This is a genomic window from Mycobacterium sp. 852002-51152_SCH6134967, assembly GCF_001667105.1.
Taxonomy (GTDB): Bacteria; Actinomycetota; Actinomycetes; order Mycobacteriales; family Mycobacteriaceae; genus Mycobacterium; species Mycobacterium neumannii_A.
On record NZ_LZIK01000071.1, the window covers coordinates 67,429 to 93,901 of the forward strand.

The 26,473-nt window shown below is 66.8% G+C and carries 27 protein-coding genes and 1 tRNA gene; 12 read left to right on the plus strand and 16 right to left on the minus strand.

The window, feature by feature from the left end; all coding sequences use genetic code 11:
- Window positions 1–11 precede the first annotated feature (11 nt).
- The 4 genes from A5790_RS24340 to A5790_RS24355 are packed head-to-tail and all read left to right on the plus strand — an operon-like array spanning window position 12 to window position 2,530.
- On the plus strand, window positions 12–449 hold the full coding sequence (locus tag A5790_RS24340; protein WP_064395703.1) for a Zn-ribbon domain-containing OB-fold protein: 438 nt from the start codon (window positions 12–14) through the stop codon (window positions 447–449).
- Window positions 446–1,645, plus strand: a complete 1,200-nt coding sequence (locus A5790_RS24345; RefSeq protein ID WP_066850456.1) for a lipid-transfer protein — start codon at window positions 446–448, stop codon at window positions 1,643–1,645. Before A5790_RS24340 ends, A5790_RS24345 begins: the two co-directional genes overlap by 4 nt.
- Window positions 1,635–2,312 (plus strand): TIGR02206 family membrane protein, encoded by a 678-nt coding sequence (locus tag A5790_RS24350; protein ID WP_066850202.1) that lies wholly within the window; start codon window positions 1,635–1,637, stop codon window positions 2,310–2,312. Before A5790_RS24345 ends, A5790_RS24350 begins: the two co-directional genes overlap by 11 nt.
- Window positions 2,309–2,530, plus strand: coding sequence for a DUF167 domain-containing protein (locus A5790_RS24355; protein WP_082961878.1), 222 nt, complete (start codon window positions 2,309–2,311; stop codon window positions 2,528–2,530). Before A5790_RS24350 ends, A5790_RS24355 begins: the two co-directional genes overlap by 4 nt.
- Here the strand turns inward: A5790_RS24355 and A5790_RS24360 are convergent, their stop codons facing one another.
- The 6 genes from A5790_RS24360 to A5790_RS24385 all read right to left on the minus strand — a co-directional run bounded on the left by A5790_RS24360 (window position 2,531) and on the right by A5790_RS24385 (window position 8,426).
- Entirely contained in the window at window positions 2,531–3,295 is a 765-nt protein-coding gene (locus tag A5790_RS24360; RefSeq protein WP_066850206.1) for an ABC transporter ATP-binding protein, read from the minus strand. It abuts the gene before it with no gap.
- Window positions 3,279–4,106 (minus strand): ABC transporter ATP-binding protein, encoded by an 828-nt coding sequence (locus A5790_RS24365; RefSeq protein WP_064395705.1) that lies wholly within the window; start codon window positions 4,104–4,106, stop codon window positions 3,279–3,281. Before A5790_RS24365 ends, A5790_RS24360 begins: the two co-directional genes overlap by 17 nt.
- Window positions 4,103–5,272, minus strand: coding sequence for a branched-chain amino acid ABC transporter permease (locus A5790_RS24370; RefSeq protein ID WP_066850208.1), 1,170 nt, complete (start codon window positions 5,270–5,272; stop codon window positions 4,103–4,105). The genes A5790_RS24365 and A5790_RS24370 overlap by 4 nt, the downstream gene beginning before the upstream one ends.
- A complete protein-coding gene (locus A5790_RS24375) occupies window positions 5,269–6,315 on the minus strand; it encodes a branched-chain amino acid ABC transporter permease (RefSeq protein WP_066850210.1) in 1,047 nt (348 codons plus the stop codon). Before A5790_RS24375 ends, A5790_RS24370 begins: the two co-directional genes overlap by 4 nt.
- Window positions 6,316–6,397: 82 nt before the next feature.
- Window positions 6,398–7,612: a branched-chain amino acid ABC transporter substrate-binding protein gene (locus A5790_RS24380; protein WP_066850212.1), complete on the minus strand. Its 1,215-nt coding sequence runs from the start codon at window positions 7,610–7,612 to the stop codon at window positions 6,398–6,400.
- A 181-nt stretch (window positions 7,613–7,793) separates the two neighbouring features.
- Window positions 7,794–8,426, minus strand: coding sequence for an ANTAR domain-containing response regulator (locus A5790_RS24385; protein WP_066850215.1), 633 nt, complete (start codon window positions 8,424–8,426; stop codon window positions 7,794–7,796).
- A 92-nt stretch (window positions 8,427–8,518) separates the two neighbouring features.
- On the opposite strand from A5790_RS24385, the gene A5790_RS24390 reads away from it, so the two are divergent.
- Both A5790_RS24390 and A5790_RS24395 read left to right on the plus strand, forming a co-directional pair.
- A tRNA-Leu gene (locus A5790_RS24390) sits at window positions 8,519–8,592 on the plus strand.
- Window positions 8,593–8,642: 50 nt separating this feature from the next.
- On the plus strand, window positions 8,643–9,944 hold the full coding sequence (locus A5790_RS24395; RefSeq protein WP_082961879.1) for an adenylate/guanylate cyclase domain-containing protein: 1,302 nt from the start codon (window positions 8,643–8,645) through the stop codon (window positions 9,942–9,944).
- On the opposite strand, the gene A5790_RS24400 is transcribed toward A5790_RS24395, so the two are convergent.
- The 8 genes from A5790_RS24400 to A5790_RS24435 form a co-directional block, all read right to left on the minus strand.
- Window positions 9,919–10,368, minus strand: a complete 450-nt coding sequence (locus A5790_RS24400; protein ID WP_066850218.1) for an SRPBCC family protein — start codon at window positions 10,366–10,368, stop codon at window positions 9,919–9,921. The two genes, A5790_RS24395 and A5790_RS24400, sit on opposite strands and share 26 nt — an antisense overlap.
- A 115-nt stretch (window positions 10,369–10,483) precedes the next feature.
- Window positions 10,484–10,975: a Dps family protein gene (locus tag A5790_RS24405; protein ID WP_066850221.1), complete on the minus strand. Its 492-nt coding sequence runs from the start codon at window positions 10,973–10,975 to the stop codon at window positions 10,484–10,486.
- A gap of 54 nt (window positions 10,976–11,029) precedes the next feature.
- Entirely contained in the window at window positions 11,030–12,781 is a 1,752-nt protein-coding gene (locus tag A5790_RS24410; RefSeq protein ID WP_066850225.1) for a DUF2339 domain-containing protein, read from the minus strand.
- A gap of 44 nt (window positions 12,782–12,825) precedes the next feature.
- Complete coding sequence (locus A5790_RS24415; protein WP_064395588.1) at window positions 12,826–13,479, minus strand: response regulator transcription factor; 654 nt, start codon at window positions 13,477–13,479, stop codon at window positions 12,826–12,828.
- The gene (gene macS / locus A5790_RS24420; protein ID WP_197696880.1) at window positions 13,452–14,579 is read right to left on the minus strand and encodes a MacS family sensor histidine kinase; all 1,128 of its coding nucleotides are present in this window, start codon (window positions 14,577–14,579) and stop codon (window positions 13,452–13,454) included. The genes A5790_RS24415 and macS overlap by 28 nt, the downstream gene beginning before the upstream one ends.
- A 4-nt stretch (window positions 14,580–14,583) precedes the next feature.
- Window positions 14,584–15,336 carry an amino acid ABC transporter ATP-binding protein gene (locus tag A5790_RS24425; RefSeq protein WP_066850462.1) on the minus strand — a complete coding sequence of 251 codons (753 nt, stop codon included), beginning with the start codon at window positions 15,334–15,336 and terminating at the stop codon, window positions 14,584–14,586.
- A gap of 5 nt (window positions 15,337–15,341) precedes the next feature.
- The gene (locus A5790_RS24430; RefSeq protein ID WP_066850227.1) at window positions 15,342–16,274 is read right to left on the minus strand and encodes an amino acid ABC transporter permease; all 933 of its coding nucleotides are present in this window, start codon (window positions 16,272–16,274) and stop codon (window positions 15,342–15,344) included.
- Between the two features lie 10 nt (window positions 16,275–16,284).
- Window positions 16,285–17,130 carry an ABC transporter substrate-binding protein gene (locus A5790_RS24435; RefSeq protein ID WP_082694267.1) on the minus strand — a complete coding sequence of 282 codons (846 nt, stop codon included), beginning with the start codon at window positions 17,128–17,130 and terminating at the stop codon, window positions 16,285–16,287.
- Window positions 17,131–17,385: 255 nt separating this feature from the next.
- On the opposite strand from A5790_RS24435, the gene A5790_RS24440 reads away from it, so the two are divergent.
- From A5790_RS24440 to A5790_RS24465, 6 genes are all read left to right on the plus strand, one after another.
- Window positions 17,386–17,988 (plus strand): HdeD family acid-resistance protein, encoded by a 603-nt coding sequence (locus A5790_RS24440; protein ID WP_066850231.1) that lies wholly within the window; start codon window positions 17,386–17,388, stop codon window positions 17,986–17,988.
- A gap of 62 nt (window positions 17,989–18,050) precedes the next feature.
- The gene (locus A5790_RS24445) at window positions 18,051–19,505 is read left to right on the plus strand and encodes a cytochrome ubiquinol oxidase subunit I (protein ID WP_066850233.1); all 1,455 of its coding nucleotides are present in this window, start codon (window positions 18,051–18,053) and stop codon (window positions 19,503–19,505) included.
- Window positions 19,506–19,519: 14 nt separating this feature from the next.
- Complete coding sequence (cydB, locus tag A5790_RS24450; protein ID WP_066850234.1) at window positions 19,520–20,560, plus strand: cytochrome d ubiquinol oxidase subunit II; 1,041 nt, start codon at window positions 19,520–19,522, stop codon at window positions 20,558–20,560.
- A complete protein-coding gene (gene cydD, locus A5790_RS24455; RefSeq protein ID WP_082961873.1) occupies window positions 20,557–22,134 on the plus strand; it encodes a thiol reductant ABC exporter subunit CydD in 1,578 nt (525 codons plus the stop codon). The genes cydB and cydD overlap by 4 nt, the downstream gene beginning before the upstream one ends.
- A complete protein-coding gene (locus tag A5790_RS24460) occupies window positions 22,127–23,617 on the plus strand; it encodes an ATP-binding cassette domain-containing protein (RefSeq protein WP_066850237.1) in 1,491 nt (496 codons plus the stop codon). The genes cydD and A5790_RS24460 overlap by 8 nt, the downstream gene beginning before the upstream one ends.
- Window positions 23,614–24,171, plus strand: coding sequence for a DUF4190 domain-containing protein (locus A5790_RS24465; RefSeq protein ID WP_066850240.1), 558 nt, complete (start codon window positions 23,614–23,616; stop codon window positions 24,169–24,171). Before A5790_RS24460 ends, A5790_RS24465 begins: the two co-directional genes overlap by 4 nt.
- Here the strand turns inward: A5790_RS24465 and A5790_RS24470 are convergent, their stop codons facing one another.
- Together A5790_RS24470 and pyk are read right to left on the minus strand one after the other, a co-directional pair.
- Window positions 24,172–25,032: an acyl-CoA thioesterase II gene (locus A5790_RS24470; RefSeq protein ID WP_066850243.1), complete on the minus strand. Its 861-nt coding sequence runs from the start codon at window positions 25,030–25,032 to the stop codon at window positions 24,172–24,174.
- Window positions 25,029–26,447 (minus strand): pyruvate kinase, encoded by a 1,419-nt coding sequence (gene pyk / locus A5790_RS24475; protein ID WP_066850244.1) that lies wholly within the window; start codon window positions 26,445–26,447, stop codon window positions 25,029–25,031. Before pyk ends, A5790_RS24470 begins: the two co-directional genes overlap by 4 nt.
- Window positions 26,448–26,473 lie beyond the last annotated feature (26 nt).

The window sequence follows — 26,473 nt, forward strand, 5'->3', positions numbered from 1 at the left end:
ACTCTGAGCGGGTGTCAGCTTCCACTCAGCCCGCGATCGACGGTTGGTTCGCCACCGACGGGTCCGGAGCGCCCTATCTGATCGGCGGCAAGTGCCACCAGTGCGGCACGTATGTGTTTCCGCCCCGCGCCAACAACTGTCCCAATCCCGCGTGCGACGGTGACGAACTGGCGCAGGTGCCGCTGTCGCGGCGCGGAACTCTGTGGAGCTACACCGAGAACCGTTACGCTCCCCCACCGCCGTACCCGGCGCCGGATCCCTTCGAGCCCTTCGCCGTTGCCGCGGTGCAGCTCGCCGACGAGGGTCTGATCGTGCTGGGCAAGGTCGTCGAGGGAACCTTGGCCGCCGACCTGAAGGTCGGTATGGAGATGGAGCTGACCACGATGCCGCTGTTCGTCGACGACGACGGCGTCGAACGCGTCGTCTACGCATGGAGGCCTGCGTCATGAGTCCCGAACCGCTGTACATCCTCGGCGCCGGCATGCACCCGTGGGGCAAATGGGGGCGCGACTTCACCGAGTACGGCGTCGTGGCCGCGCGGGCCGCGCTGGCCGAGGCGGGCCTGGACTGGCGGCAGATTCAGCTCGTCGCGGGAGCGGACACGATCCGCAACGGCTACCCCGGCTTCGTGGCCGGCTCGACGTTCGCGCAGAAGCTGGGCTGGAACGGTGTGCCCGTGTCGTCGAGTTACGCCGCGTGCGCCAGCGGTTCTCAGGCCCTGCAGAGTGCCCGCGCCCATATCCTCGCCGGATTCTGCGATGTGGCGCTCGTGATCGGCGCCGACACCACGCCGAAGGGCTTTTTCGCCCCGGTCGGCGGTGAGCGTAAGAACGACCCCGACTGGCAGCGCTTCCACCTGATCGGCGCCACCAACACCGTCTACTTCGCCCTGCTGGCGCGCCGGCGCATGGACCTCTACGGAGCCACGCTGGAGGACTTCGCCGCGGTGAAGGTGAAGAACGCCAAGCACGGGTTGGACAACCCGAACGCGCGCTACCGCAAGGAAGCCACGATCGACGACGTGCTCGCCAGCCCGGTGGTCTCCGATCCCCTACGGCTGCTTGACATCTGCGCGACGTCGGACGGCGCGGCCGCGCTGGTGGTGGCGAGCAAGTCGTTCGCCGAGAAGCATCTGGGTTCGGTCGACGGGGTTCCGTCGGTGCGCGCCGTCAGCACGGTGACACCGCAGTACCCGCAGCATCTGCCCGAATTGCCGGACATCGCAACGGATTCCACCGCGGTGGTGGGTGCGCCCGAACGGGTGTTCAAGGACCAGATCCTCGACGCCGCCTACGCCGAGGCCGGCATCGGGCCGGAGGACTTGAGCCTCGCCGAGGTGTATGACCTGTCCACCGCGCTCGAACTCGACTGGTACGAGCACCTGGGCCTATGCCCGAGGGGCGAGGCCGAGCAACTGCTGCGCAGCGGTGCGACGGCGATCGGCGGGAAGATCCCGGTCAACCCGTCCGGCGGCCTGGCGTGCTTCGGCGAAGCCATTCCGGCGCAGGCCATTGCGCAGGTGTGCGAGCTGACCTGGCAACTGAAGGGACAGGCGACCGGCCGCCAGGTCGAAGGCGCCACGGTCGGTGTCACCGCCAACCAGGGCCTGTTCGGGCACGGCTCGTCCGTGATTGTTGCTCGCTAGGCAGTTCGAACCGTACGGCCCCTCCTACTGGGGCGCCATCACCGTGTTCGTGGTCGGCGCCTCCGTGCTGGTGTGGGCGGGTCGCCGGCAGACGGACGCGCAGGCGCAGCGGTGGGGCCGTGCGCTCGGCGGGCTGACCGCGCTGATCTACGCTGCGATCCTGGTCTACAACCTGGTGCCGCCGACCCTGGCCGGTTCGGTGCCGCTTCAGCTCACCGACCTGGCGACCGTCGTCGCGGCCTACGCGCTGTGGTCCCAGCGGCAGTGGGCGTATGCGCTCACCTACTACTGGGGTCTGGTGCTGAGCGTGCAAGCGTTGATCTCACCGGTGTTGCGGGGCCCCGACTTTCCGCACTACCGCTTCCTGGCGTTCTATGCGATCCACCTGCTCGTGGTGTGGGCGGCGATCTATCTGACCTGGGGCCGCGGCATGCGGCCCGACTGGCGCGACTACCGACTGGCGGTGGCGGTCACCAGCGGGTGGGCGGTGGTGACCGTCGTGTTCAACAGGATCGCCGACACCAATTACGGCTTCACGAACCACAAACCGGAGACCGCGTCGGCGTTGGACATCCTCGGGCCATGGCCGGTCTACATCGTGAGTACTGCGGCCCTGGTCTTCGCCGTGTGGGCGTTGATGACATGGCCCTGGGTGCGACGGCGATGATCGTCGTCGTCCGCGTCAAGCCCGGCAGCGCGAAAGGCCCGCTGGTGGAGGTCGACGACGCTGGCGAGCTGACGGTCTACGTTCGGGAGCGAGCCGTCGAGGGCAAGGCCACCAGGGCCGTCACCAAACTGCTCGCCGCGCACCTGGGCGTCGCGCCAAGCCGGCTCAAGCTGGTATCGGGCGCCGCGGCGCGGATCAAGCGCTTCGAGGTCAGTTGATCAAGCGACACCGAGGTAGGCGGCGCGAATGCTGTCGTCGTTCAACAACTCCCGGGCATCCCCGGTGCGTGTGACCTCACCGGTCTCGAGGATGTAGGCGCGGTCCGACCGGCTCAGCGCCTGCTGCGCGTTCTGCTCCACCAGCAGCACCGTGGTGCCCTGTGCGTTGATCTCCGCGATGATCCTGAAGATCTGCGAGATCACCATCGGCGCCAGGCCCATGGACGGCTCGTCGAGCAGCAACACCCGCGGCCTGGCCATCAGCGCCCGGCCGATCGCGAGCATCTGCTGCTCGCCACCCGACAGCGTGCCGCCGACCTGGCTGCGGCGTTCGGCCAACCGAGGAAACGTCTCCAGGATCCAGTCCAGTCGTTGCCTGTGCTCGGAGCGGGAGGGGAATTTACGGCCGTAACAACCCATTTCGAGGTTTTCCACGACCGTCATCCCCGGGAACACCCCCCGCCCCTCTGGCGCCTGCACCAGCCCCTGGACCACGCGTTGATGGGCCTTGACCTTGCTGATGTCCTGACCCTCGAACCATATCGAGCCCGACGTCAGGGGCAGCAGCCCCGAGATCGCACGCATGGTGGTCGTCTTACCGGCGCCGTTGGAGCCAAGTAGCGTGACGAGCTCACCCTCGTGGACCTTCAGCGAGATACCGTGCAGTGCACGGATTCTGCCGTACTGCACGACGATGTCGCGCAGCTCGAGGATGACGGGCCGTTCGGAGGCCTGCTCAGTCGGCCCTTCATTCGAGGCTGTCATCGGGCACCCCCAGATAGGCTGCGATGACCTTCGGGTCCTCGCGGATGTCGGAAGGCAGGCCGTCGGCAATCTTGCGCCCGAACTCCAACACCACGATGCGATCGGTCACGCCCATCACCAGCCTCATATCGTGTTCGATCAGCAGCACCGTGTAGCCGTCGTCGCGGATCTTCTGGATCAGTTCGATCAAGGCGGCCTTCTCGCGCGGGTTGAACCCTGCGGCCGGTTCGTCCAGACACAGCAGTTTGGGTTCGGTGGCCAGCGCCCGGGCGATCTCCAGCCGGCGCTGATCGCCGTACGACAGGTTCTTCGCCTTCTCCTCGCCGCGGTTCGCGATCCCGACGAAATGCAGTAGCGCCGCGGACCTCTCGATAGCCGACCGCTCCTCGCGGCGGTGGCGCGGGGAGCGGACCAGCGCACCCGGCACCGAGGTGAAGTGCCTGGCGTCGGTGCCGACCATGACGTTCTCCAGAGCCGTCATCTCGCCCCACAACCGGATGTTCTGGAAGGTGCGGGCGATACCGCGGCGGGTGATCTGGTGGCGTTTGATCCGGCCCAGCGGCGCGCCGTCGAACGTGACGGTGCCCGACGTGGGTCGGTACACGCCGGTGATCGCGTTGAAGCACGTGGTCTTGCCTGCCCCGTTCGGCCCGATCATGCCGAGAATCTCACCGCGGCGGATGTCGAAGGACACCGAGTCCAGCGCCGTCAGCCCGCCGAACTTCATTGTGAGATCAGTTGTCCGCAACAGGATTTCACCCTCTGCGGCCTGGATCTCGCGGTGCACACCCGCCAACTCTTCGATGGTCATCGCGCCGACTCCTTCTCCGGCGAGCGCAGCAGGTCGCGGGCGGCCTTACCGTAGGCCAGCAATTGCGCTCGCGCCGGGAACAGGCCCTGCGGCCGGAAGATCATCAACACCACCAGCGCCAGCCCGAAGAACAGGTACTTCAGGTCACCGAGGTTGATGCCGAGGAACTCCACCCCCAGCAACCGGTTCGGCAGGTAGACGATGATGAACGCGCCGACCACCACGCCGAGCTTGTTGCCCTGCCCGCCGAGCACCACCGCGCACAGGAACAGCATCGAGTTGATGATGTTGAACGTCGGTGGGGCCACGAACTGCACCTGACCGGCGTACAGCGCGCCCGACAGCCCACCGATCGCCGCGCCGATGACGAAGGCCCAGAGCTTGAACCGGAACGTGTTGACGCCCATCACTTCCGCGGCGTCCTCGTCCTCGCGGACCGCGATCCAGGCACGTCCCACGCGGCTGCGTTCGAGGTTGCCCACCAGGACCAGGATCCCGATCATCAGCACGATGCCCAACCAGAACCACCACGTCCCGTAGTTGGCGTCGCCCGCGGAGTTGCCGCTCGAGAAGACGCCGTCGGGCACGCGTTCGCTCGCCCCCACCCGTGGATAGGCGACCTCGTTGAGGCCGCGCGGCCCGTTGGTCACCTCCGAGAGGTTGTCAGCCATCAGGCGAATGATCTCGCCGAACCCCAGTGTGACGATCGCCAGGTAGTCGCCGCGCAACCTCAGCGTCGGCGTTCCCAGGATCAAACCCGTCAGCGCGGTGATCGCCATCGCCAGCGGTACACACGCCAGCCACGCCCAGTCCTCGTTGAACCACCCCGTGGCGCCCATCTTGTTCCACGGACTATTCGGACTGGTCAGCAGCGCAACGGTGTACGCGCCCACGGCGTAGAACCCGACGTAGCCGAGGTCGAGCAGACCGGCCTGGCCGACCACGACGTTGAGGCCGATCGCGATGATCGCGACCATCGCGAACTGCGCCATGGTGCCGCCGAAGCTGATGTTCGGCGTGTTCAGGAACGGCGGCGGAAACAGCGGCAGCAGCGCGAGCAGGCCGAAGGCGATCAACCCGAAGCCCCACTTCTGCGCGCGGGAAAGCCCGTCCCACCACCGACGCAGTGCGTCGCCGGGTGCCAAGACCCTCTCGCTGGCCCTCATGCTCGCGCCTTCCCGAGGCTTTCGCCGAGTATCCCCGTCGGCCTGAAGAACAGAACGAGAACCAGCAGCACGAAGGCGACGACGTCACGCCACTGGGTCCCGAACACGGCCTGCCCGTAGTTCTCCATGATGCCGAGCAGCAGCCCGCCCAGCAGGGCGCCGCGCAGGTTGCCGATGCCGCCGAGGACCGCGGCCGAGAACGCCTTGATGCCGAGCAGGAAACCGCCGGAGTAGATGATGCCCTGCGGCACCTTCAGCGTGTACAGCAGCGCGGCCGCCCCGGCCAGCAGGCCGCCGATCAAAAACGTCGTCATGATGATGCGTTCGCGCGAGACACCCATCAGGGTCGCGGTGTCCGGGTCCTGGGCAACCGCCCGGATCCCGCGCCCGAACCTGGTCCGGTTGATGGTCAGATCGGTCATCAGGGCGAGAACCAGCGCCGCGCCGACGATGATCAGCGTGATGTTGGAGACCGCGGAACCGAACACCGTGAACTGGGTTTCAGGCGCGACGAGCCGGATCGGTTGTTGCGCATTGGATCCGCCGTACCCGTCGATGATCTTGGGCAGGATGAAGTGCACGAATTCCTGCAGCACGAACGACATGCCGATCGCGGTGATGAGAAACGACAGTCGGTCGGCCTTGCGTCGTCGCAGCGGTCGGTAGGCCACCGCCTCCAGGCCCACCGCGGTGGCACCGGACACCGCCATCGCGAACAGCATGGCGATACCGAGATACAGCACCGTCAGGGCGATGCCCCTGTTGTAGGTGTTACCGCTCGGTGTGAAACCCAGGATCATGTCGAGGCAGAAGTACGCTCCGAACATGCCGAACATGAACACTTCCGAATGCGCGAAGTTGATCAGCTTCAGCACGCCGTAGACCAACGTGTAGCCGACGGCCACCAACGCGTAGATGGCGCCCCACGAAAGTCCGTCGATCGTCAACTGCCAGAAGCCGTCTCGCAACCCGTCGAGGTTGAAGCTGATGTTGGCGGCCAAGCAGGTGTACTGGTCGACGCACTCGGGTGGGATCCCGGTCATCCGGTGGCGGCTCCTCGCGGGAACGGGCCTCTAGCGAAAACGCGTCCGAGCCTTTCGGTCTCGGACGCGTTCGCCTCAGCGGCTATTGAACTTTGTAGATCCAGATCAAGCTGGTGGTCAGCTCGCCGTTCGGGGTCCACTGGTACTGCCGGGCCACACCGCGACCGTCGTAATTGCGGACGAAGTCGAGCAGCGCGGGCCGGGTAACGGCGCCCGAGTCGATGCCCTTCAGCAGGATGGTGCCCAGGTCGTAGCCCTCGCTGCTGTAGGTGCCCGGTGCCTGGTTGAACTTCTTGTTGTACTCGTCGGCGAAGCCGCCGGTGGCCGGGCCGCACGGGCAGGACAGCACGGCGTCCTTGGCCGCGTCGCCGGCCTGCTTGACGAACTCGGGATCCTTGGTGCCGTCGGCGCTGGCGAACGTTCCCTCGTACCCGCCGTCCCGCAGCTGCTGCACGAACGGCGCCGCTTCGGCGTAGTAACCGCTGAAGAACACCGAGTCCGGGGTGGCGCCCTTGATCTGGGTCACGGCCGCCGAGAAGTCCTTGTCGCCCTTCTTGACCGAGATGTTGCAGGACGAGTCGGCCACCGGACCGAGCGTCTGACGAACGGTCTGCGCCAGGCCCAGGCCGTAGTCGGTGCTGTCGTCGACGACGCAGACCTTCTTGTGGCCGAGGGTGTTCTTCAGGTAGTTGGCCACCGAGGGGCCCTGCACGCCGTCGTTGCCCAGACCGCGGAAGAAGGTCCGCCAGCCCTTGTCGGACAGCGTCACGTTGGTGGCCGAGGCCGTGGCGGCGACGAGACCGGCCTGATTGAACACGTCGCCGGTGGCCATGGTCTCACCGGAGAACGCGGGACCGATCAGGCCGATGGTGGAGGCGTCGTTGATGATCTGCGGTGCGATCTGGGTGGCCTTCTGCGGATCACCCTCGGTGTCGAAGGTCTTCAGCTGGACCTGGCAACCCGGGTTCGCGGCGTTGTGCTTGTCCACGGCCAGCTGGATGCCGTTCTTGATGTTGATGCCCAATGCCGCATCGGGACCGTTGAGCGCTCCGGCCATCGCCAGCGACACCGGCGGGCACTGCGCGTTGCCGTCACCGGCGGGGTCGGCAGGCGCGGCGCTCTCGTCGGCCTTGACCTCGGCGCCGTTCTCGTCGATCTGTACCTGTTCGACGATCTTCAGAGCGGTCTGTGCCTCACCGCCCTCGGTCGGCTCGGCCTGTTGGCAGCCGGCTATGCCGAGCACAACCAGACCAGCGCTGCTGATAGCAAATGCTTTCCGTGCCATGCGACCGCGCACGCTTCACCTCCGGGTCGTTGTGTTAGTCGGCTCCGGCGCCTCGGCCCGGCGGGCGGGGGCGGCGACGTTCCGGGAAGACCATAGCCAACGCTCGGCGCTGGTGCGCGGTGTTGAACGACGCGTCGCGGCCGTCGCGGTCAAACCGCGCCATCGGAAACGCACTTTTTACGGGGTGGCGAAGTTAGCTCGACTCCGGCGCGTCGCTCGGTGTGTCGAGGGTTTCGAGGACCACTTCGGCGACGCGTTTCATGGTGGTGCGCCGGTCCATCGCGGCACGTTGAATCCACTTGAACGCCTCGGGCTCGGTCATCCCCTGTTTGGCCTGCAGCAAACCTTTGGCCCGTTCGACGAGCTTGCGCGTCTCCAGCCGGTCGGCCAATGTGGCCACTTCCTGCTCCAGCGCGGCGATCTCGCCGAAGCGGCTCACCGCGACCTCGATGGCCGGGATGAGGTCGGTGACGGTGAAGGGTTTGACCAGGTAGGCCATGGCACCGGCATCCCTGGCGCGTTCGACCAGTTGTCGTTGGCTGAACGCGGTCAGGATGACGATCGGCGCGATGCGCTTGCTGGCGATCTCGGCCGCCGCGTCGATGCCGTCGCGACGGGGCATCTTGACGTCCATGATCACGAGGTCGGGCTTGAGGCTCTCGGCGAGATCGACGGCCTCCTGGCCGTCGCCGGCCTCGCCGACGATCTCGTAGCCTTCTTCGCGGAGCATCTCCGCCAAGTCCATCCGAATCAGCGCTTCGTCCTCGGCGACGAGCACACGGCGGGCCTTACCGGCCTCTGGCGGTGCCCCAGCAGCGGTTGCCATGGAAGCCATTGTGGCGGTAGCGGTGCCGTTCAGCGAGTTCGGGGCATCATCTAAGGTGGTAAGCCGCGCAACAGAGCCGTCCAACTACTACAGCCCTCGTAGCCCAATTGGCAGAGGCACACGACTCAAAATCGTGACAGTGTGAGTTCGAGTCTCACCGAGGGCACCGAGAATCAGCAGGTCGATCCGGTTCGGCGTTACGCTCTAGTCGTGGAGATGAGGCTGCGGCCGGTCTGCGTGCCCGATGTGGCGCTGGAGAACCGGACGCCCGCCCGGGTTCGGCACCAAGCGGAAAGGTCCGTGCGACGCCGCCGGGTGCTCGACGTCACCGCAATGATCAGCGCGGCGATCAGCGCCTTCTTCGGTTTTCAGGGTCTGCTCGTCGGTGTCGAGGTGTGGTGGATCCCGGTACTCAGCCTCGTCAGCGCCGTGGCGTTCGCGACGATTCCGCTGCTGTGCCGGTTCGGTGAACTCGTCGCACCGCTGGTGTTCTTCGCGGTCGCGTACGTGACCATCGCGATCCAGTGCATACAGTTGGGCACCGGGTCGGGGCTGCAGTTCTACTTCGTCGCCGCCGCCGCGATCGTGGTGGTCATTCTCGGCATCGACCACATCGTGCTGGCTTCCGTACTGGCGGCGCTGGGCGCGGCGACGGTCGTGGCGCTGGAGTACCTCGTCCCCGAAAACACCGGCATTCAACCGGATTGGGCCCGGACGACCTCGTTCGTCCTCACCGTGGCCACGGCGTGGATCCTCGTCGTCGCCACGCTGTGGTTCGCGCTCCGGGAGCTGCGCCGGGCGCGGTTGGCGATGGAGGCCGAATACGAACGGTCCGAACGTCTGCTGGCGAACATCCTGCCCGCGACCATCGCCGAGCGGCTCAAGGACCCGACCCGCACGGTCATCGCCGACAGGTACGACGACGCGTCGATCCTGTTCGCCGACATCGCCGGGTACACCGAGCGGGCCAGCGACACCAATCCCTGCGATCTGGTGCGCTTCCTTGACCGGCTCTACACGGATCTGGACGCACTCGTCGACCGTCACGGGTTGGAGAAGGTCAAAACCAGCGGCGACTCGTACATGGTGGTCAGCGGTGTGCCGCATCCACGGCCGGATCACCTCGAAGCACTGGCGTGCCTGGCGCTCGACATGGCCGACGCCGTAGCCGACCTGCGTGATCCGCGCGGACGCAAGGTGCCGTTGCGGATCGGCCTGGCCGCGGGACCGGTCGTCGCCGGGGTCGTCGGGGCCCGCAAGTTCTTCTACGACGTATGGGGCGATGCGGTCAACGTCGCATCCCGGATGGAGACCACCGACGTCGAAGGGCGCATTCAGGTGCCCCAGGACGTCTACGAACGCCTGCGCAGCACCTTCGTGCTGGAGCCTCGTGGTGAAGTCGAGGTCAAAGGCAAGGGCGTCATGACGACGTGGTACCTCGTCGGACGTCGCGACGACGCGGCCGTGCGCGACGCGGTGGAACTCGAACCGCTCAGCTCTCGACCTCAGTCGGTTTGAGCCGCTCGGCCAGGGCGGCCAGCCGCCACAGGGTTTCGCGGTTACGGGGGTAGACGGCGAGGTCGGTCAGCTTGTTGGGCATCACCGCGGCTGGACCGCTCACCGGGACTTCCGTCATCTCCACCCGGCATCCGTCGGGAATCTCGAACAGCCGCAGAGTGATTCGCGCGCCCCCGAAAGGCCGGCCCTTGGCGTGCAGGACCAACTCCTCGGGCGGCACACTCTTCTCCACCACGGTTTTATCGTCGAGCAGCAGGGGCCAGACGCCCACCGAATGGCGGATCTCGGATCCGGGCGCCGGCCAGTTCGGGTCGACAGCCCGCATCCGGCTGTTGCCGACCACCCATTGCGAGTAGGTCCACCCGTCGGCCATGACGTCCCAGACCTGCTGACGGGAGGCGTGAATATCGCGTGTCACAGTCACGGCGGGAGATATACCCCGATCGCGGAAAACGACTCACCTTCGCGACTGTGCCGTTGCATACGCAAAACGCCGCGACCGGCGTAGTGAAACGCACGGTCGCGGCGTGGGGGTCCCTCTAGACCTTGCGGTTCTCGGACTTGATCAGCCAGGCCAGCTTCTCGAGACCCTCGATCAGCTGATGGAGGATGTCGGCGGAGGTCGGGTCCTCGGCGTCCACCGCGTCGTGAACCTGACGCATGGTGTCGACCGCGGCGTATACCCGAGCCGTGATCAGGTCGACCGCGTCCTGCGTGCTCACCGCGTAGGCGGGGAACTGCGGCAGAGTGGTGCTGGCGGTGACCGTATCCGACCGGCCATCGGGCCAGGCCTCCATCGCACGCATCCGCTCGGCGATGGTGTCGCTGCCCTCACGGGCGAAGTCGACGAGTTCGTCGAGTTGTAGATGAAGGTCGCGGAAGTTGGTGCCGACGATGTTCCAGTGGGCCTGCTTACCCTGAAGATGCAGCTCGATTAGATCGACCAGAACCCGCTGCAGGCTGTCGCTGAGTTCCGGCGAGGCCTCGAAAGCCTGGATGTCTGCTTCTGAACGACGTGTTGTTGTGGTCATGATCGCTACAACGCCTCCTTTTCTGGACTAATTCCAGTTTAGCACATTTCCTGGTCAGAGGTCATTTTGTTGGTCTTGCCTGTCCAAGAGGCGGGCATATCCGGCGCCCATGCCCAACAGCACCAGGCCGACGACGATGAACACCACCACCCGGAAGATCCCGTCGAGCGTGCCCAGGTCGAACAGGAACAACTTCGCCACCGCCGCGGCCACCAGCGCCAGTCCCCCGGCGATCGGAACCGAGCGGTCGGCTCGTGGCAACCGCGCCGCGTAGCCGAACAACGCCGCGGCCAGACCGATCCAGCAGATGGTCGCCGCCATGTGACCGGCGTAGAAGCCGCTGTCGGTGCCGCCAACCAACACGCCGGTCGTGACGGCGAACGTGGTGACCGCATATCCGGCCACCGCGGCCGCGACCGCCCACCAGGCCGAGTTTCTGCGGTCGAACGCCCACACGATCGTCACCGACCACGCGATCAGCAGGACGCTGGCGATCAGCGTCGACGCCGCCACCCCGCCGCTGGTCGCCGTCCCCCGCATCAGCGTGTCCGGCGGGGCCCAGTTCAGGTAGTAGACGGCGCCCACGACCGCGAAGCCGATCGAGATCGCCTTGGCCATGACGAGCTGCCGTCCTGCCGTCGCGACCACCAGCGCCATCGCCAGCAGGACCGGCCCCGCGATCGGGCCGTCGAACGCCACCACCACCGCGATCAGCGCCGATAGTGCGGAGAGCACCGTCCAGATGCGCTGCACCGCGCCGTCCACACCCGGCAATCGGTCGCTGATGAGCACGATGGCAAGCAGTCCGGCCGCCAGTGCGGCCGCCATCAGCGCTGCGACGATGCGGTCGACGGCCAGCGCGACCGACAGCACCGGCAGCAGACCTGCCCCCGTCAGCACGGCCATCGCCGACTTGTTGGCCGTCCCCGGCAGCAGGATCAGCGCGCAGGCGATCGCGAGCAGCGCCGCGATGGCGCACGCGCCGACCAGCCACAGATCGCGGCCGTCGTCGAAATACACGCCGATGAGCGCCACCAGCGGCGGCAGTGTGCCGGCCGCGATGCGGGCGGCGTGCAGCCAGAGCCAGTCCTTGCCGATCTGCACGGGCAGCGAGGCCGCGGACAGCGCGAGCATGAACGCCACGAGCAGCAGCGTCACACCCCCGACCACGATCGGCGCCAGCACCAACAACGGCACCAGGACGAGCAGCCCCAGCTGCTCGGAGTTCCAGCGCCGGGCCAGCGTGAGCCCGCCGCCGCCGATCAACGCGGCGAGTACCAGTCCAGCGGGCGCGGCCACCCAGTCGTAGATCGTGGTCAACGCGATGACGTCCATGTACGCCGCGGCGATACCGGTCGCCGCCAGGGCGACGGCCCCGGTGCGGCCGCCGGGCCTGCGATACAGCCACCAGCCTGCGCCCACAAGCCCACCGGCCAGTACCGCCCCGGCCGCGACGCGGATCTCGGGCCTCAACAGGCCCGCCTGCGCGGCCAGCACGAGGAGGAACACCACCCCGATCAGCGTCACCGCGACACCGGCGACCGCCAGCAGCTTGCCGATCCAGCCTTCGCCCCGGGATGAAGGCGGAGGCGGTGGAGGTGAAGACGCAACGGGCGCAGCGTGATGCGACGGATGCTGCGGCGGCGCTGGGTAGGCATGCGGCTGGTACTGCGGCTGGTATTGCGGTAAGGACGTCAGCTGCCGGTCAAGTTCGGTCAAGTCCGACGACACCCGCGCCAGGTACGCAGAGATCGCGGCGACATCAGCGGACAGGCGGGCGACGACGGCACGCTGCGGTTCGGTCATGCAGCCATCGTCACAGCACGACGGCGTCACCGGGATGAGTAGGACTACTCGTCCAACCCGTGTTCGATCGCATATCGCGCCAACTCGACGCGGTTGGCGACCTGCAGCTTGCGGAACGTGGCCTGCACGTGGTTCTCGACGGTGCGGTGGCTCAGCGACAACCGCGCCGCGATCTGTTTGGCGGTCAACCCTTTGGCGACGTAGCGAAGGATCTCGGTCTCCCGCTCGGTCAGGCTCGGCGTCTCGGGCCCGCCGCGATTCTGGGCGATCCGCCGGTACTCGCCGAGCACCAGGCCCGCCAGGCCGGGGGTGAAGACGGCCCTGCCCTCGGCCGTGGCGCGCACCGCATCGCCGAGTTCCTGCTTCGACGCGCTCTTCACCAGATATCCGGTCGCCCCGGCCTTCACCGCCTCGAGCACGTCCTCACGTTCGTCGGATGCCGACAGCACAAGGATTTTCGATGACGGCGACACGGCGAGCACTTCCGCGGTCGCCTGCGCGCCGTCGCCGTCGGCGAGCCGCATGTCCATCACCACCACATCGGGCTGTACCGCCGCGGCGCGGCGCCGCGCTGCGCCGACGCCGTCGGCCGTGGCGACCACGGTGAAACCGTCCTCTTCGAGGTCGCGGGCCACCGCGTCGCGCCAGATGGGATGGTCGTCGACGACCATCACCGTCGGGGTAGCGTCAGTTCCCATTCCGTCCCGCTCTCCGGCGCGGTGGTCAGCTTGGCGCTGCCACCGAGCCAGTCCATCCGTCCGACAATCGATTTCGCGACACCGATGCGGCCCTCGCGCACCGCCTCCTTGAGCCGCCCTTCGGGAATCCCGGTGCCGTCGTCACGGATGCTCACCGTGATCGTGTCGCCGAGGTCTTCGAGCAGCACATAGGCATGCGCGTCCGGCCCGGCGTGCGCGACCACATTGTCGAGCGCGTTGACGACCGCGGCGGACAACTCGGTGGCCACGACGGCGTCGAGCAGTACGGGATCGGCAGGCAGGCTGACCGATACGCGGTCGGACGCTCGCTGCCGCAACAACGCGCCGACGTCTCTCATCGCCCCGACGCGCGGTTCGGCGTCACCGGAGCTGACCAACCGCCTCAGCGCACGCTCCTGCTCGCCCGCGAGTTCAGCGAGTTCGGCTGTGGCTCCCCCGATTTCGCGGCCACGACGCGAGACCAGCGCGAGCACCTGGATGGCGCCGTCGTGCACCTCCCGAGACAACCTCTCCCGCTCCTGGTGGGCCGCGGCCAGCCTGGTCGCCTGCTCCAGCTCGGAATGGGCTCGTCGGGCAGTCTGCGCGGCCATCCCCACCGCTAGGCCGACCGCGAGCTCGATGACGATCGTCGCGTTGCGGCCGAGGTCGTAGTTGATGAAGCCCTTGACGACGGTGCTGGCCACCATCACGAGCACGCCGGTGAACATGCCCGCGATCGGCCCAGCCACGATCGCCGCCGAGATGGTCGCGTTGGTCGCCCACAACGTCGTCGGCCACGACTGGTTGTCGAACGCCCACTGTGACGAGGCGACCACCTCGGTCGACAGGATCAACGCCACCACCACCGCGATCTCGACCAGCACGAACGCCGGTCGTCTGCCGAACCCCTGCAGATAGGCGACAGCGCACAAGGCACTGAACCCCAGCAACACCGCGAACAGCGCCCACGCCATACCCGGGCGGTCCAGGTCCGGATTCACCGACACCTGGAATCCGAGCGCATAGAGACAACTCAGCAATCGGAACACCTGGGCCGCCCGCCACAGCGGGGTGGCCGGATCCGGGACGTGGGCCGACATCTGTCTACAGCACCTTGGACAGAAACGCCTTCGTGCGTTCGTGCTTCGGGTCGGCCAGCACGTCGCGCGGCGGTCCGCTCTCCACGACCACGCCGCCGTCCATGAACACCAGATGGTTGGCCACCTCGCGGGCGAACCCCATTTCGTGTGTCACCACCACCATCGTCATCCCCTCGACGGCAAGCTTTTTCATCACTTCGAGCACCTCACCCACAAGCTCGGGGTCCAGCGCCGACGTGGGCTCGTCGAACAGCATCAGTTTGGGGCTCATCGCCAGAGCGCGGGCGATCGCGACGCGTTGCTGCTGCCCTCCGGACAGCTGGGCGGGATAGGCGTCGGCCTTGGCGGTCAGCCCCACCTGGTCGAGCAGGTCTCGGGCACGCGCGACCGCCTCGTCCTTCTTGACGCGCTTGACGTGAATGGGTGCCTCGATGATGTTCTCCAACGCGGTGCGGTGGGGAAACAGGTTGAAGTGCTGGAACACCATGCCGATGTCGCGGCGCTGCCGGGCCGCTTCGCGCGGAGGCATCTCGTGAATCTTGTTGCCCCGCTGCCGGTATCCGATCAGCTCTCCGTCCACGTACAGGCGCCCGGCGTTGACCTTTTCGAGGTGGTTGATGCACCGCAGGAACGTGGACTTGCCCGAACCGGACGGCCCCACCATGCACAGCACTTCGCCGCGCCCGATCTCGAGTGTGACGCCTTTGAGAACCTGCAACGCACCGAAGTTCTTACAGACGGCCTCGGCTTTGACCATCGGTGTCACGGGTGCGCCTCCCCCAAGGTCTGCGCCTTGGCCAGCGCCTCGAGTTGTTTGGTGGTCAGCTTGCGCGACGCACCACGCGAGTAGTAGCGCTCCAGGTAGTACTGGCCGACCATCAGCACGCTGGTGATCGCCAGGTACCACGTCGCGGCGACCAGCAGAAGCGGAACGGGTTCGAAGATGCGCGCGGCGATTTCCCGCGACGTGATGCCGTACAGGTCCAGCGTGAACGGCACCGCGGTCACCAGCGACGTGGTCTTCAGCATGCTGATCACCTCGTTGCCGGTCGGTGGGATGATCACCCGCATCGCCTGCGGAAGCACGGTGCGCCGCATCGTCATCCCCCAGGACATGCCCAGCGCCGTCGAGGCTTCGGTCTGACCTTCGGGCACGGAACTGATTCCGGCGCGGATGATCTCGGCCATGTACGCGGCCTCGTTCAGTGCCAGCCCGAGGATCGCCAGCAGGAAGGGGATCGACAGCGACTGCAGGTCCACCTCAAGCAGCGAAGGCCCGAACGGCACGCCGAGCCGAAGGTTCTGGTAGATCGTGGGTAGCAACCCCCAGAACACGAGCTGCACATACACCGGGGTGCCGCGGAAGATCCACAGATACACCCAGGCAACGGCTTTCAGCACCGGGTTGGGCGACAGCCGCATCACCGCGAGCAGCACACCCAACACGATCGCGAGCACCATCGAATAGACAGTCAGCTGCAGCGTGTTGAGCACCCCGACCGTCAGCACCCGTTCGTTGAACAGGTACTTCCAGTACGTCGACCAGCGGTAGGAGTCGTTGGTCGCCGCGCCGTAGAGGAACAGGGCGACGAGTATGACGATGACGACCGCCGCCACCCAGCGCCACGGATGGCGCAGCGGCACCGCATCGATGGCGGCAGGGGCCTCGGGTGACGACGTGTCGACATCGCTCATGGAACGTCCTTTACGAGACGGCGCCGTTGATGACCGGCTTGTCGATCATCCCGTTCTCGACGCCCCAATTGGCGGCGATCTCTTTGTAGGTGCCGGTTTCGATCAGATGCTCGAGCGCCTTCTGCAGCGACTGCGCGAGGGCCGATCCCTTCTGCACGGGCCAGCCGTACGGCGCCGAATCGAAGATCTCACCGGCGGCTTCGAGCTTGCCGTTGGTCTCCTTGATCGCGTACGAGGTCACCGGAGAGTCGGCCGACATCGCGTCGGTCTGGCCGAGCACCACCGCGTTGGTGGCGGCGTCCTGCCCGTCGAATCTGACGATCTCGATCGGTGGCTTGCCCGCGTCGGTGCACGCCCTGCTCTTCGCAGGCAGCTCGTCGGTGTCTTGATAGGTGGTGGCCTGAACCGCAACCTTCTTGCCGCACGCGTTGTTGGGGTCGATCGGCGCCTCCGGTCGCTGAGCCCACAGAGTCCCGGCGTTGAAGTAGGTCACGAAGTCGACTGACTTCTCGCGTTCCTTGGTGTCGGTGAACGACGACATCCCCACATCGAAGGTGCCTCCCTGGATCGACGGGATGATCCTGGCGAAGTCCGCCTCGCGGTATTCGGGCGTCAAGCCGAGCGTGGCCGCGATCGCGTTCATCAGGTCGACGTCGAAGCCCACGATCTTGCCGCTGGGATCCTTGAACTCGTTGGGTTTGTAGGGGATGTTGACCCCGACGATCAGCTCTCCGCTCGACTTGATGTCCTCTGGAACGGTATTGGCGATCTCGTCGACCTTCGCCGCCGGCGCCGTCGGGGATGCACTGGTGGCATCCCCACCGCCGCCTCCGCCACCGCTGGCGCAGCCGGACATCGCCAGGGCGCCGGCCGCGGCGAATACGACTGCGAAACGCCAGAATCCACCTCGACGGTTGTGACACTCACCTAACACGGATGCCTACTTTCTGCGTCGTGGGATCGGTGCGCAGCACCGGTAACGGAACAGTAGTGGAGACGCCACGCTGCGGCAGGGGAACCCAACGGCGTACGCGCGCGACCTCACCACTGATAGTCGAACCGATATCGAAATGCGACGATCATTGACGTTTCGCTATGCCACACTGCGGCCATGACTAGCACCGCGCCGCCCGACTTGCTGCGGCATCTGTGGAAAACGACCCTGGTCTCCGGACTTCTCGCGCTGATCCTCGGCGTGCTCATCTGGGTGTGGCCGGGCAAGACGATCGTGGTCGCTGCGATCTTCTTCGGGGCATACCTGCTGATCGCCGGCATCGCCCAAGTGATCTTCGCTTTCAGCCTGCACGTCTCCGCCGGCAGCAGGGTGTTGCTGTTCATCTCCGGCGCCGCGGCGCTGATCCTTGCGGTTTTGTGCTTCCGTAGCCTGCAGGAGTCGATTCTGCTGCTGGCGATCTGGATCGGCATCGGCTTCATCTTCCGCGGCGTAGCGACCGCGGTCTCGGCGATCAGCGACCCGACGCTTCCCGGGCGGGCGTGGGAGATCTTCGTCGGCGTGATCAGCCTGATCGCGGGCGTGGTGATGCTCGCTCTGCCGTTCGAGTCGCTCGCGATTCTGACGGTTGTGGCCGGCATCTCGCTGGTCGTGATCGGCATCTTCGAGATCGTGGCCGCGTTCGGGATCCGCAAGGCGTTCAAGGACCGTGACAACGCCGGATCGGCCGCTCCACCTGCGTCGGAAGAGCCCGTGAGCTAACCCACACTGACGTCTACTACGCCCTGTCGTAGGCTGGTGCCACAGCCACGGAAGAGGGTGAGATGGACGCGCTCGATGTGTCGCGGTGGCAGTTCGGTATCACGACCGTCTACCACTTCATCTTCGTCCCGCTGACCATCGGGCTGGCGCCGTTGATCGCTGCCATGCAGACCGCGTGGCTGATCACCGGCAACTCGTCCTGGTACCGCCTCACCCGCTTCTTCGGCAAGCTGTTCCTGATCAACTTCGCCCTGGGCGTGGCCACCGGCATCGTTCAGGAATTCCAGTTCGGCATGAACTGGAGCGAGTACTCACGGTTCGTTGGCGACGTTTTCGGCGCACCGCTGGCGATGGAGGGGCTGGCCGCCTTCTTCTTCGAGTCGACGTTCCTGGGCCTGTGGATCTTCGGGTGGACCCGACTCCCCCGCCTCGTGCACCTGACCTGCATCTGGGTGGTGGCCATCGCGGTGAACCTGTCGGCGTTCTTCATCATCGCCGCCAACTCATGGATGCAGCATCCCGTCGGCGCCCGGCTGAACCCGGACACCGGTCGCGCGGAGTTGACCAGCATCGTCGCGCTGTTCACCAACAACACCGCGATCGCCGCGTTCGCGCATGCGGTGTTCGGGGCGTTTCTGACCGCCGGCATGTTCGTCGCAGGCGTGTGCGTGTGGTGGATGATTCGCGCGCGAGACGACAAGCGTTCCGACGCGCAGACGATGTACCGGCCGGCGGCGATCATGGGCTGCCTGGTCGTCCTCGCGTCGACGCTCGGTCTCGTCGTCACCGGCGATGTCCAGGGCAAGCTGATGTTCGAACAACAGCCGATGAAGATGGCGTCGGCAGAATCGTTGTGCCACACCGCAACCGATCCCGACTTCTCCATCCTGACCGTCGGCACCCACAACAACTGTGACAGCGTCACGCACCTCATCGAGGTGCCGTACGTGCTGTCGTTTCTGGCCAAAGGCGAATTCGACGGCGTTCACCTCGAGGGCGTCAAGGACCTTCAGGACCAGTACGTCGAGAAATTCGGACCGGGCGACTACCGGCCCAACCTGTTCGTCACCTACTGGTCGTTTCGCGCCATGATCGGATTCCTCGCCGTCCCAGTGCTGTTCGCTTTGACCGTGCTGTGGCTGACACGTCGTCGCCGGATTCCGCAGTCGCGCCGGCTGTCCCGCTTCGCCCTCGTGGCGCTACCCGCGCCGTTCCTGGCCAACAGCGCCGGATGGATCTTCACCGAGATGGGCCGTCAACCGTGGGTGGTCGTGCCCAATCCGACCGGGGATCCGATGATTCGGCTGACGGTCGCCGACGGGGTCTCCGGGCACCCGGTCGGCATGGTGGTGCTCTCGCTCGTGGCCTTCACGCTGGTATACGCGGCGCTGGCGGTCATCTGGTTCTGGCTCATCCGCCGCTACACGATCGAGGGTCCGCAGGAACACGACTCCGAACCCGTCGCGCCGCTGCCACCCGGTAGCGACGAGGTCGCGCCGTTGTCGTTCGCGTACTGAGAGGAGTGGTGACAATGGCGCTTGCCGAACTGTGGTTCGTGGTGATGGCCGGTCTGTTCCTCGGCTTCTTCGTCCTGGAGGGCTTCGATTTCGGCGTCGGCATGCTGATGCGCATGTTCGGTGGAAAGGGCGGCGATGACCCCGAACGGTCACGTCGCGCGGTGCTCAACACCATCGGACCCGTCTGGGACGGCAACGAGGTCTGGCTGATCACCGCCGGCGGCGCCATGTTCGCCGCCTTCCCCGACTGGTACGCGACCATGTTCTCGGGCCTGTATCTCCCGCTGCTGGCGATCCTGCTGTCGATGATCCTGCGCGTCGTGGCGATCGAATGGCGCGGCAAGATCGACGATCCCGGCTGGCGGCGGTGGGCCGACATCGGGATCGCTGTCGGATCGTGGGTGCCCGCCGTGCTGTGGGGTGTCGCGTTCGCGGCGCTGGTACACGGGCTTCCCGTCGACGCCGACAAGCAGCTACGCACCTCGATCGGCGACCTGATCAACGGGTACACGCTGCTCGGCGGCCTGACCACCGCCGGACTGTTCCTGTTCCACGGCGCGGTGTTCGTGGCGTTGAAAACCGATGGCGCCGTGCGCGAGAACGCACTGCGAGTCGCCGGCCGGCTGGCACTGCCGGTGACGGCGGTACTGGCGTCGTTCGGGCTGTGGACGCAGCTGGAGTACGGCAAGGCCTGGACATGGCTCGTGCTTGTCGTCGCGGGTATGGCACAACTGGCGGCGACCCTTCGGGTGTGGCGCGGTGCCGAAGAAGGCTGGGCTTTCGCGTACACCACTCTGACCGTCGCAGCGGTCGTGGTTCTGCTGTTCGGCGTGCTCTACCCGAACCTGATGCCGTCGACGATCGATCCCGCCTACAGCCTGACGATCGACAACGCGGCCTCCAGCCCGTACACGTTGACGATCATGAGCTGGGCGGCGCTCATCTTCGCACCGCTGGTGCTGGTGTATCAGGGATGGACGTATTGGGTTTTCCGGCAACGCATCTCGGCCGACCGGATTCCCGATCCCGCGGGTTTGACGCGGCGGCGGACATGAACCTGTGGCGGACCTCGCCTGCGATGCGTCGCTACCTGGTCGCATCGGTGCTGTGCGGGGTGCTCATCACCGGCGCGACCATTGGTGCGGCCGTCGTGCTCGCCGATGTCGTGGCAGGCGTGATCACCGACCCCACCACGCGCCACCTCCGCCACTGGGCCGGCCCCCTCGCACTTCTGGTGGCGCTGTGGGTGATCCGCACCGTCGCACACTGGCTCCAGAGCAGGCTGGCCTCGACGGGCGCCACGCAGGTGATCGCCGACCTGTCCGCCCAGGTGCTCCATGCGGTCACCGCGCTGCCACCGCGACTCCTCGCCGCCGAACGCGACACCGCGGCCGCGTTGATCACTCGTGGCCTCGACGGTCTACGACCGTTTCTCACGGCGTATCTGCCTGCGGTGTTCCTCGCGGGCATCCTCACCCCGGCTGCGGTGCTGGTGATCGCCGTGGTCGACTGGCGCTCGGCACTCATCGTCCTGATTGCGCTGCCGCTCATTCCGATATTCATGGTGTTGATCGGGCTGCTGACCAAGGAACGCTCGGAGGCCGCCTTGTCGGCGATGAGCACACTGCAGTCACGGATGCTCGACCTGGTGGCGGGCATACCGACGCTGCGGGCGTTGGGGCGACTCGAAGGCTCTGTCGGGCGCATCACCGAACTGGCTGCGGCGCATCGCCGTTCGACGATGTCCACCCTGCGGATGGCGTTTCTGTCGGCGTTGGTCCTCGAACTGCTGGCCACGTTGGGCGTCGCGCTCGTCGCCGTCGGCATCGGGTTGCGGCTGGTCTTCGGCGAGATGACACTGACCGCGGGCCTCACCGCGCTGCTGCTGGCACCGGAGGTGTTCTGGCCGCTTCGCCGCGTCGGGGTGGAGTTTCACGCCGCCCAGGACGGCAAGACGGCGGCCGACGCCGCACTCCGACTCCTCGACCAACTGCCCAGCCGACCAGCGGGAACCCGCACGGTCCCGGCGGCCGGGGCCACCATCCACCTCGGAGCCCTCGACGAGGATGTGGCGCCGGGCCGGGTGACGGTGCTGACCGGTCCCAACGGTGCCGGTAAGTCGACGCTGCTGCACACGATCCTCGGCCTGCATCCTGGCGAGGTTTCGATCAGCGGGATCGATGTCGGCGACCTCGACCTGCCGTCATGGTGGCACCAGGTCTCCTGGTTACCGCATCGTCCGGTCCTGGTGCCGGGCACCGTCCGCGACAACCTCGAGCTGTTCGGGCCGATTGCCGACCTCGACGAGGCCTGCCGCTCAGCGGGTTTCGACGAAGTCCTCGCAACGCTCCCCCAGGGCCTGGAGACCGTGCTCGGTCGCGACGGTACGGGACTGTCGCTCGGTCAGCGTCAGCGGCTGGGGCTGGCCCGGGCGCTGGGTTCGACCGCGGAGGTGCTGTTGCTCGACGAGCCGACGTCGCATCTCGATGCGGCGATGGAAGCCCGTGCGCTCGACGCGATCGTCGCGCGGGCCCGCGCCGGCGCCACGGTGCTGGTGGTCGGTCACCGGGCTCCGGTGCGCGCGATCGGCGACCGGGTGCTCGTCATGAGGGAGTTCGTCGATGCGTGAACTGTTGAGAGCTCGGCTGGGGCGACTGTCGCTCGCGGCGGTGCTCGGTGTCCTGTCGCTGGGCAGCGCGCTGGCGCTGGCCGCGATTTCGGCTTGGTTGATCACGAGGGCGTGGCAGATGCCGCCGGTGCTGCACCTGACGGTCGCGGTCGTCGCGGTGCGTGCGCTCGGCATCTCTCGCGGTGTCCTGGGGTACTGCCAGCGGCTGGCGTCACACGACACCGCGCTGCGCTGTGCGGCAGACACCCGCGAGGCCCTGTACCGCCGCCTGGCCGAAACGCCTGCCGACACCGCGATGCGAATGCCCAGCGGTGAACTGGTTTCCCGGATCGGCGCGTCGGTCGACGACCTGGCCGACGTCGTGGTGCGGGCGGTGCTGCCGATCGCGGTGGCCGCCGTACTCGGGCTGGCCGCCGTCGTCGGCATCGGCCTCATCTCCCTCGAGGCGGCCGTCGTCCTGGCGCTGTGTCTGCTGATCGCGGGCGTCGTCGCGCCCGTGATGGCAGCCCGGGCCGCCGAGGCGACGGAAGATGCGGCCACGCAACATCATTCGGGACGTGATGTGGCGGTGATGCACGCCCTCGACCATGCTCTGGAGCTTCGGGTCTGCGGACGCCTCGAGGCGGTCCTCGCCGAAGTCGAGCGTCGTCACCGCAACTGGGGACAAGCCACGGACATGGCGGCGGCACCCGCCGCGGTGGCGACCGCGGCCTCGACCGCGGCGATCGGCGCCAGCGTGTTCGGCGCCGTGATCGCCGCGATCGCGATCGCCGACTCGGTCGCACCGACGACGCTCGCGATCCTGATGCTGTTACCGCTGTCGGCGTTCGAGGCGAGCGCCGCATTGCCCGCGGCCGCCGTGCAGTTGACCAGATCGCGTATCGCGGCGCGCCGCCTCGCCGAGATCAGCGAGCCGATCGACTCGCCGCGCGAGCGGCCGACCGTTCCCGAGGTCTCTGTGGGGCCCGGCGACCGCCTCGCGATCGTGGGCCCGAGCGGATCGGGCAAGACCACGCTGTTGCTGTCCATGGCCGAGAGCGACCCGACCGCAGTCTTTCTCGCCGAAGACGCCCACCTGTTCGCCACCACAGTGCGCGACAACATGTTGGTGGCGCGCGGTGATGCCAGCGACGACGAGATTCGAGCCGCGTTACAACGGGTGGGTCTGCGCGACTGGCTCGACGCGTTGCCGGATGGGCTGTCCACGGTGCTGATCGGCGGGGCGGTCGCCGTGTCCGCCGGGCAGCGTCGGCGGCTGTTGTTGGCGCGCGCTCTTCTCACCACGGCCCCGACGGTGTTGCTCGACGAACCCACCGAGCATCTCGACGCCGCCGCTGCCCACCGGATTCTGGTCGACCTGCTGACTCCGGGTGCGCTGTTTGCTGCCGACCGCGCGGTCGTCGTGGCCACACATCATCTGCCCGAGCACCTCGAGTGTCCTACCGTCATCCTCGCTGGTCGCGGAGTAACCTCCTCGGCATGAGCGAGCCGGAAAACCCCGAGACGCCACCGCAAACGCCACCCCAAACACCACCGCCGCCGTCGCAGTCGCCGCCACCGCCGTCACAGCCGCAGCCGCCTCCGTCACAGCCGCAGTACGGCGCCTATCCGGGCGGTTATCCCCCGCCTCCGCCGCAGGGTTACGGCTATCCACCGCCGGCGAGCGCCCCCAAGAACGGCATCGGCATCGCGGCCCTGGTGGTCGCGATCATCGCGCTGCTGTCGGTCTTCGGCGGCGTCGTCCTCGGTGTCGTCGCCGTGATTCTCGGCTTCATCGGCTGGGGCAGGGCCAAGCGCGGTGAGGCCACCAACGGCGGTATCGCCATCGCCGGCATCGTGCTCGGGTTCTTGAGCATCATCGAAGCCATCGTCGTCATCTGGCTGGCCGTCTGGGGTTTCAACGAGGTGGGCGGCAGCGACTACATCGACTGCATATCGCGCGCGGGCAACGACCAGGATGCGGTGCAGCAGTGTGCCGAGGAGTTCCAACACCGTGTCGAGGACCAGTTCGACGTGACGATCACGCCGACGCCGTAGTCAGCGGGGCGGGAAATACTTGACGATACCCTCCTGCACCACGGTGGCGACCGGCTGACCGGACCGATCGAAGAAGTGGCCGGTTCCCAGACCGCGGGAGTCGGCGGCCACGGGTGAGGCCGTCGAGTACAGCAACCATTGGTCGAAGTGCACGGGCCGGTGAAACCACACCGAGTGGTTGGTGGTGACCGCGAAGATCCGGTCGTAACCCCATGACAGGCCGTGCGTGGTGATGATCGAGTCGAGCACGGTGGTGTCCGACGAGTAGACGAGCGCGGCGGCGTGCAGCACCGGATCGTCGGGCATCTGGCCGAGCGCCCTCATCCACACACGGTTGTGCGCCAGCTTCTCGCCTTTGTGGCGCATCACCCAGCTCGGATCGTTGGTGTAGCGCCAGTCGATGGGCCGCAACGCGTTGACGAAATGCGGGACGACTTCCTCGTAGCCGCGCAGCAGGTCGTCCACCGGCGGCACCGACTCCGGGTCGGGCAGGTCGGGTGGCGCGATCGCGTGCTCCAGGCTGCGACCGCCGGCCAGGAAGGACACCATCGCCGTCGTCAGCAGGAGGCCGTCCTGCATGACGTCGACGCGGCGGTTGGCGAAGCGCCGTTCGTCACGGAGTCGCACCACGTGGAACTCGAGATCCTTCTCCGGATCCCCACCCGCGATGAAGTGGGCCGACAACGCACTGGGCGGTGTGGGGTGCTTCAAGCTGCGGCCGGCCGCCACGAACGACTGGGCCATCATCTGCCCGCCGAAGGTCCGCACGGGGTTCTTGCTGGGGTGCGAGCCGATGTAGATGTCGTCGGCGATCTGGCGGAGATTGAGTACCTCGAGCAGTTCGTCGAAGTCCGCTGTCACACGTCGTCCTCGCCGATTCTGTGCACATGGATCAGGTTCGTGGAGCCTACTGTGCCGGGCGGAATGCCGGCGATGACGACCACCAGGTCCCCTCGCTTGTAGCGACCGAGCTCGAGCAGCGACTTGTCGACCTGGCGGATCATTCCGTCGGTGGTCTGGATATGCGGGACGATGAACGTCTCGGTGCCCCAACTCAGCGCGAGCTGGCTGCGCACCTCCGGCAGCGACGTGAACGCCAGCAGCGGCAGCGGCGTGTGCAACCGTGCGAGCCTGCGCACCGTGTCACCCGACTGGGTGTAGGCGACCAGCGCCTTCGCATCGAGGCGCTCGCCGATATCGCGGGCGGCATAGGAGATTACGCCGCGCTTGGTCCGGGGCACGTGCGTGAGCGGCGGTGCGGCCACCGAATTCTCCTCGACCGCCTTGATGATGCGTGCCATCGTCTTGACCGCTTCGAGCGGATACTTGCCGACGGAGGTCTCACCGGAGAGCATCACCGCGTCGGTGCCGTCGAGGATCGCGTTGGCGACATCGGACGCCTCGGCCCGGGTGGGCCGCGAGTTCTCGATCATCGACTCCAGCATCTGAGTCGCGACGATGACGGGTTTTGCGTTCTCCCTTGCCATTTGGATCGCACGCTTCTGCACCAGCGGCACTTCCTCGAGCGGCAACTCCACGCCGAGGTCACCGCGGGCGACCATGATCGCGTCGAATGCCAGTACCACTGCCTCGAGATTGTCGATGGCTTCGGGCTTCTCGAGCTTGGCGATGACGGGCACTCGACGACCGACCCGGTCCATCACCTCGTGCACGAGTTCGATGTCGGCCGGCGACCGGACGAACGACAGCGCGACGAAGTCCACACCGAGGCGCAGGGCGAATTCGAGGTCGTCGATGTCCTTTTCCGACAGCGCCGGCGCCGAGACGTTCATCCCGGGTAGCGACATGCCCTTGTTGTTGCTGACCGGACCGCCCTCGGTGACGGTGCAGACGAGGTCGTTGCCCTCGATGCTCTCGACGACGAGGCCGACGTTGCCGTCGTCGACAAGGACGCGGTCACCGGGGGTGGCGTCCTCGGCCAGCCGCTTGTAGGTGGTCGAAACGCGGTCAGAGCTTCCCTCGACGTCGTCGACGGTGATGCGCACCGTCTCGCCGGCAGCCCAGAAGGTGGGGCCGTCCTTGAAGCGGCCGAGCCGGATCTTGGGGCCCTGCAGGTCGGCGAGGATGCCGACCGCGCGGCCGGTGGCGTCCGACGCGGACCGGACCCGCTTGTAATGGGCTTCGTGATCGGGATAGTCGCCGTGGCTGAAATTGAGCCGCGCAACGTCCATTCCCGCTGTGACCAGGGCACGGACGGCGTCATCGGTCGCGGTGGCCGGACCGAGGGTGCAGACGATCTTTCCGCGTCTATTCACGACACTCGAGCATAGTCGTTATCGAT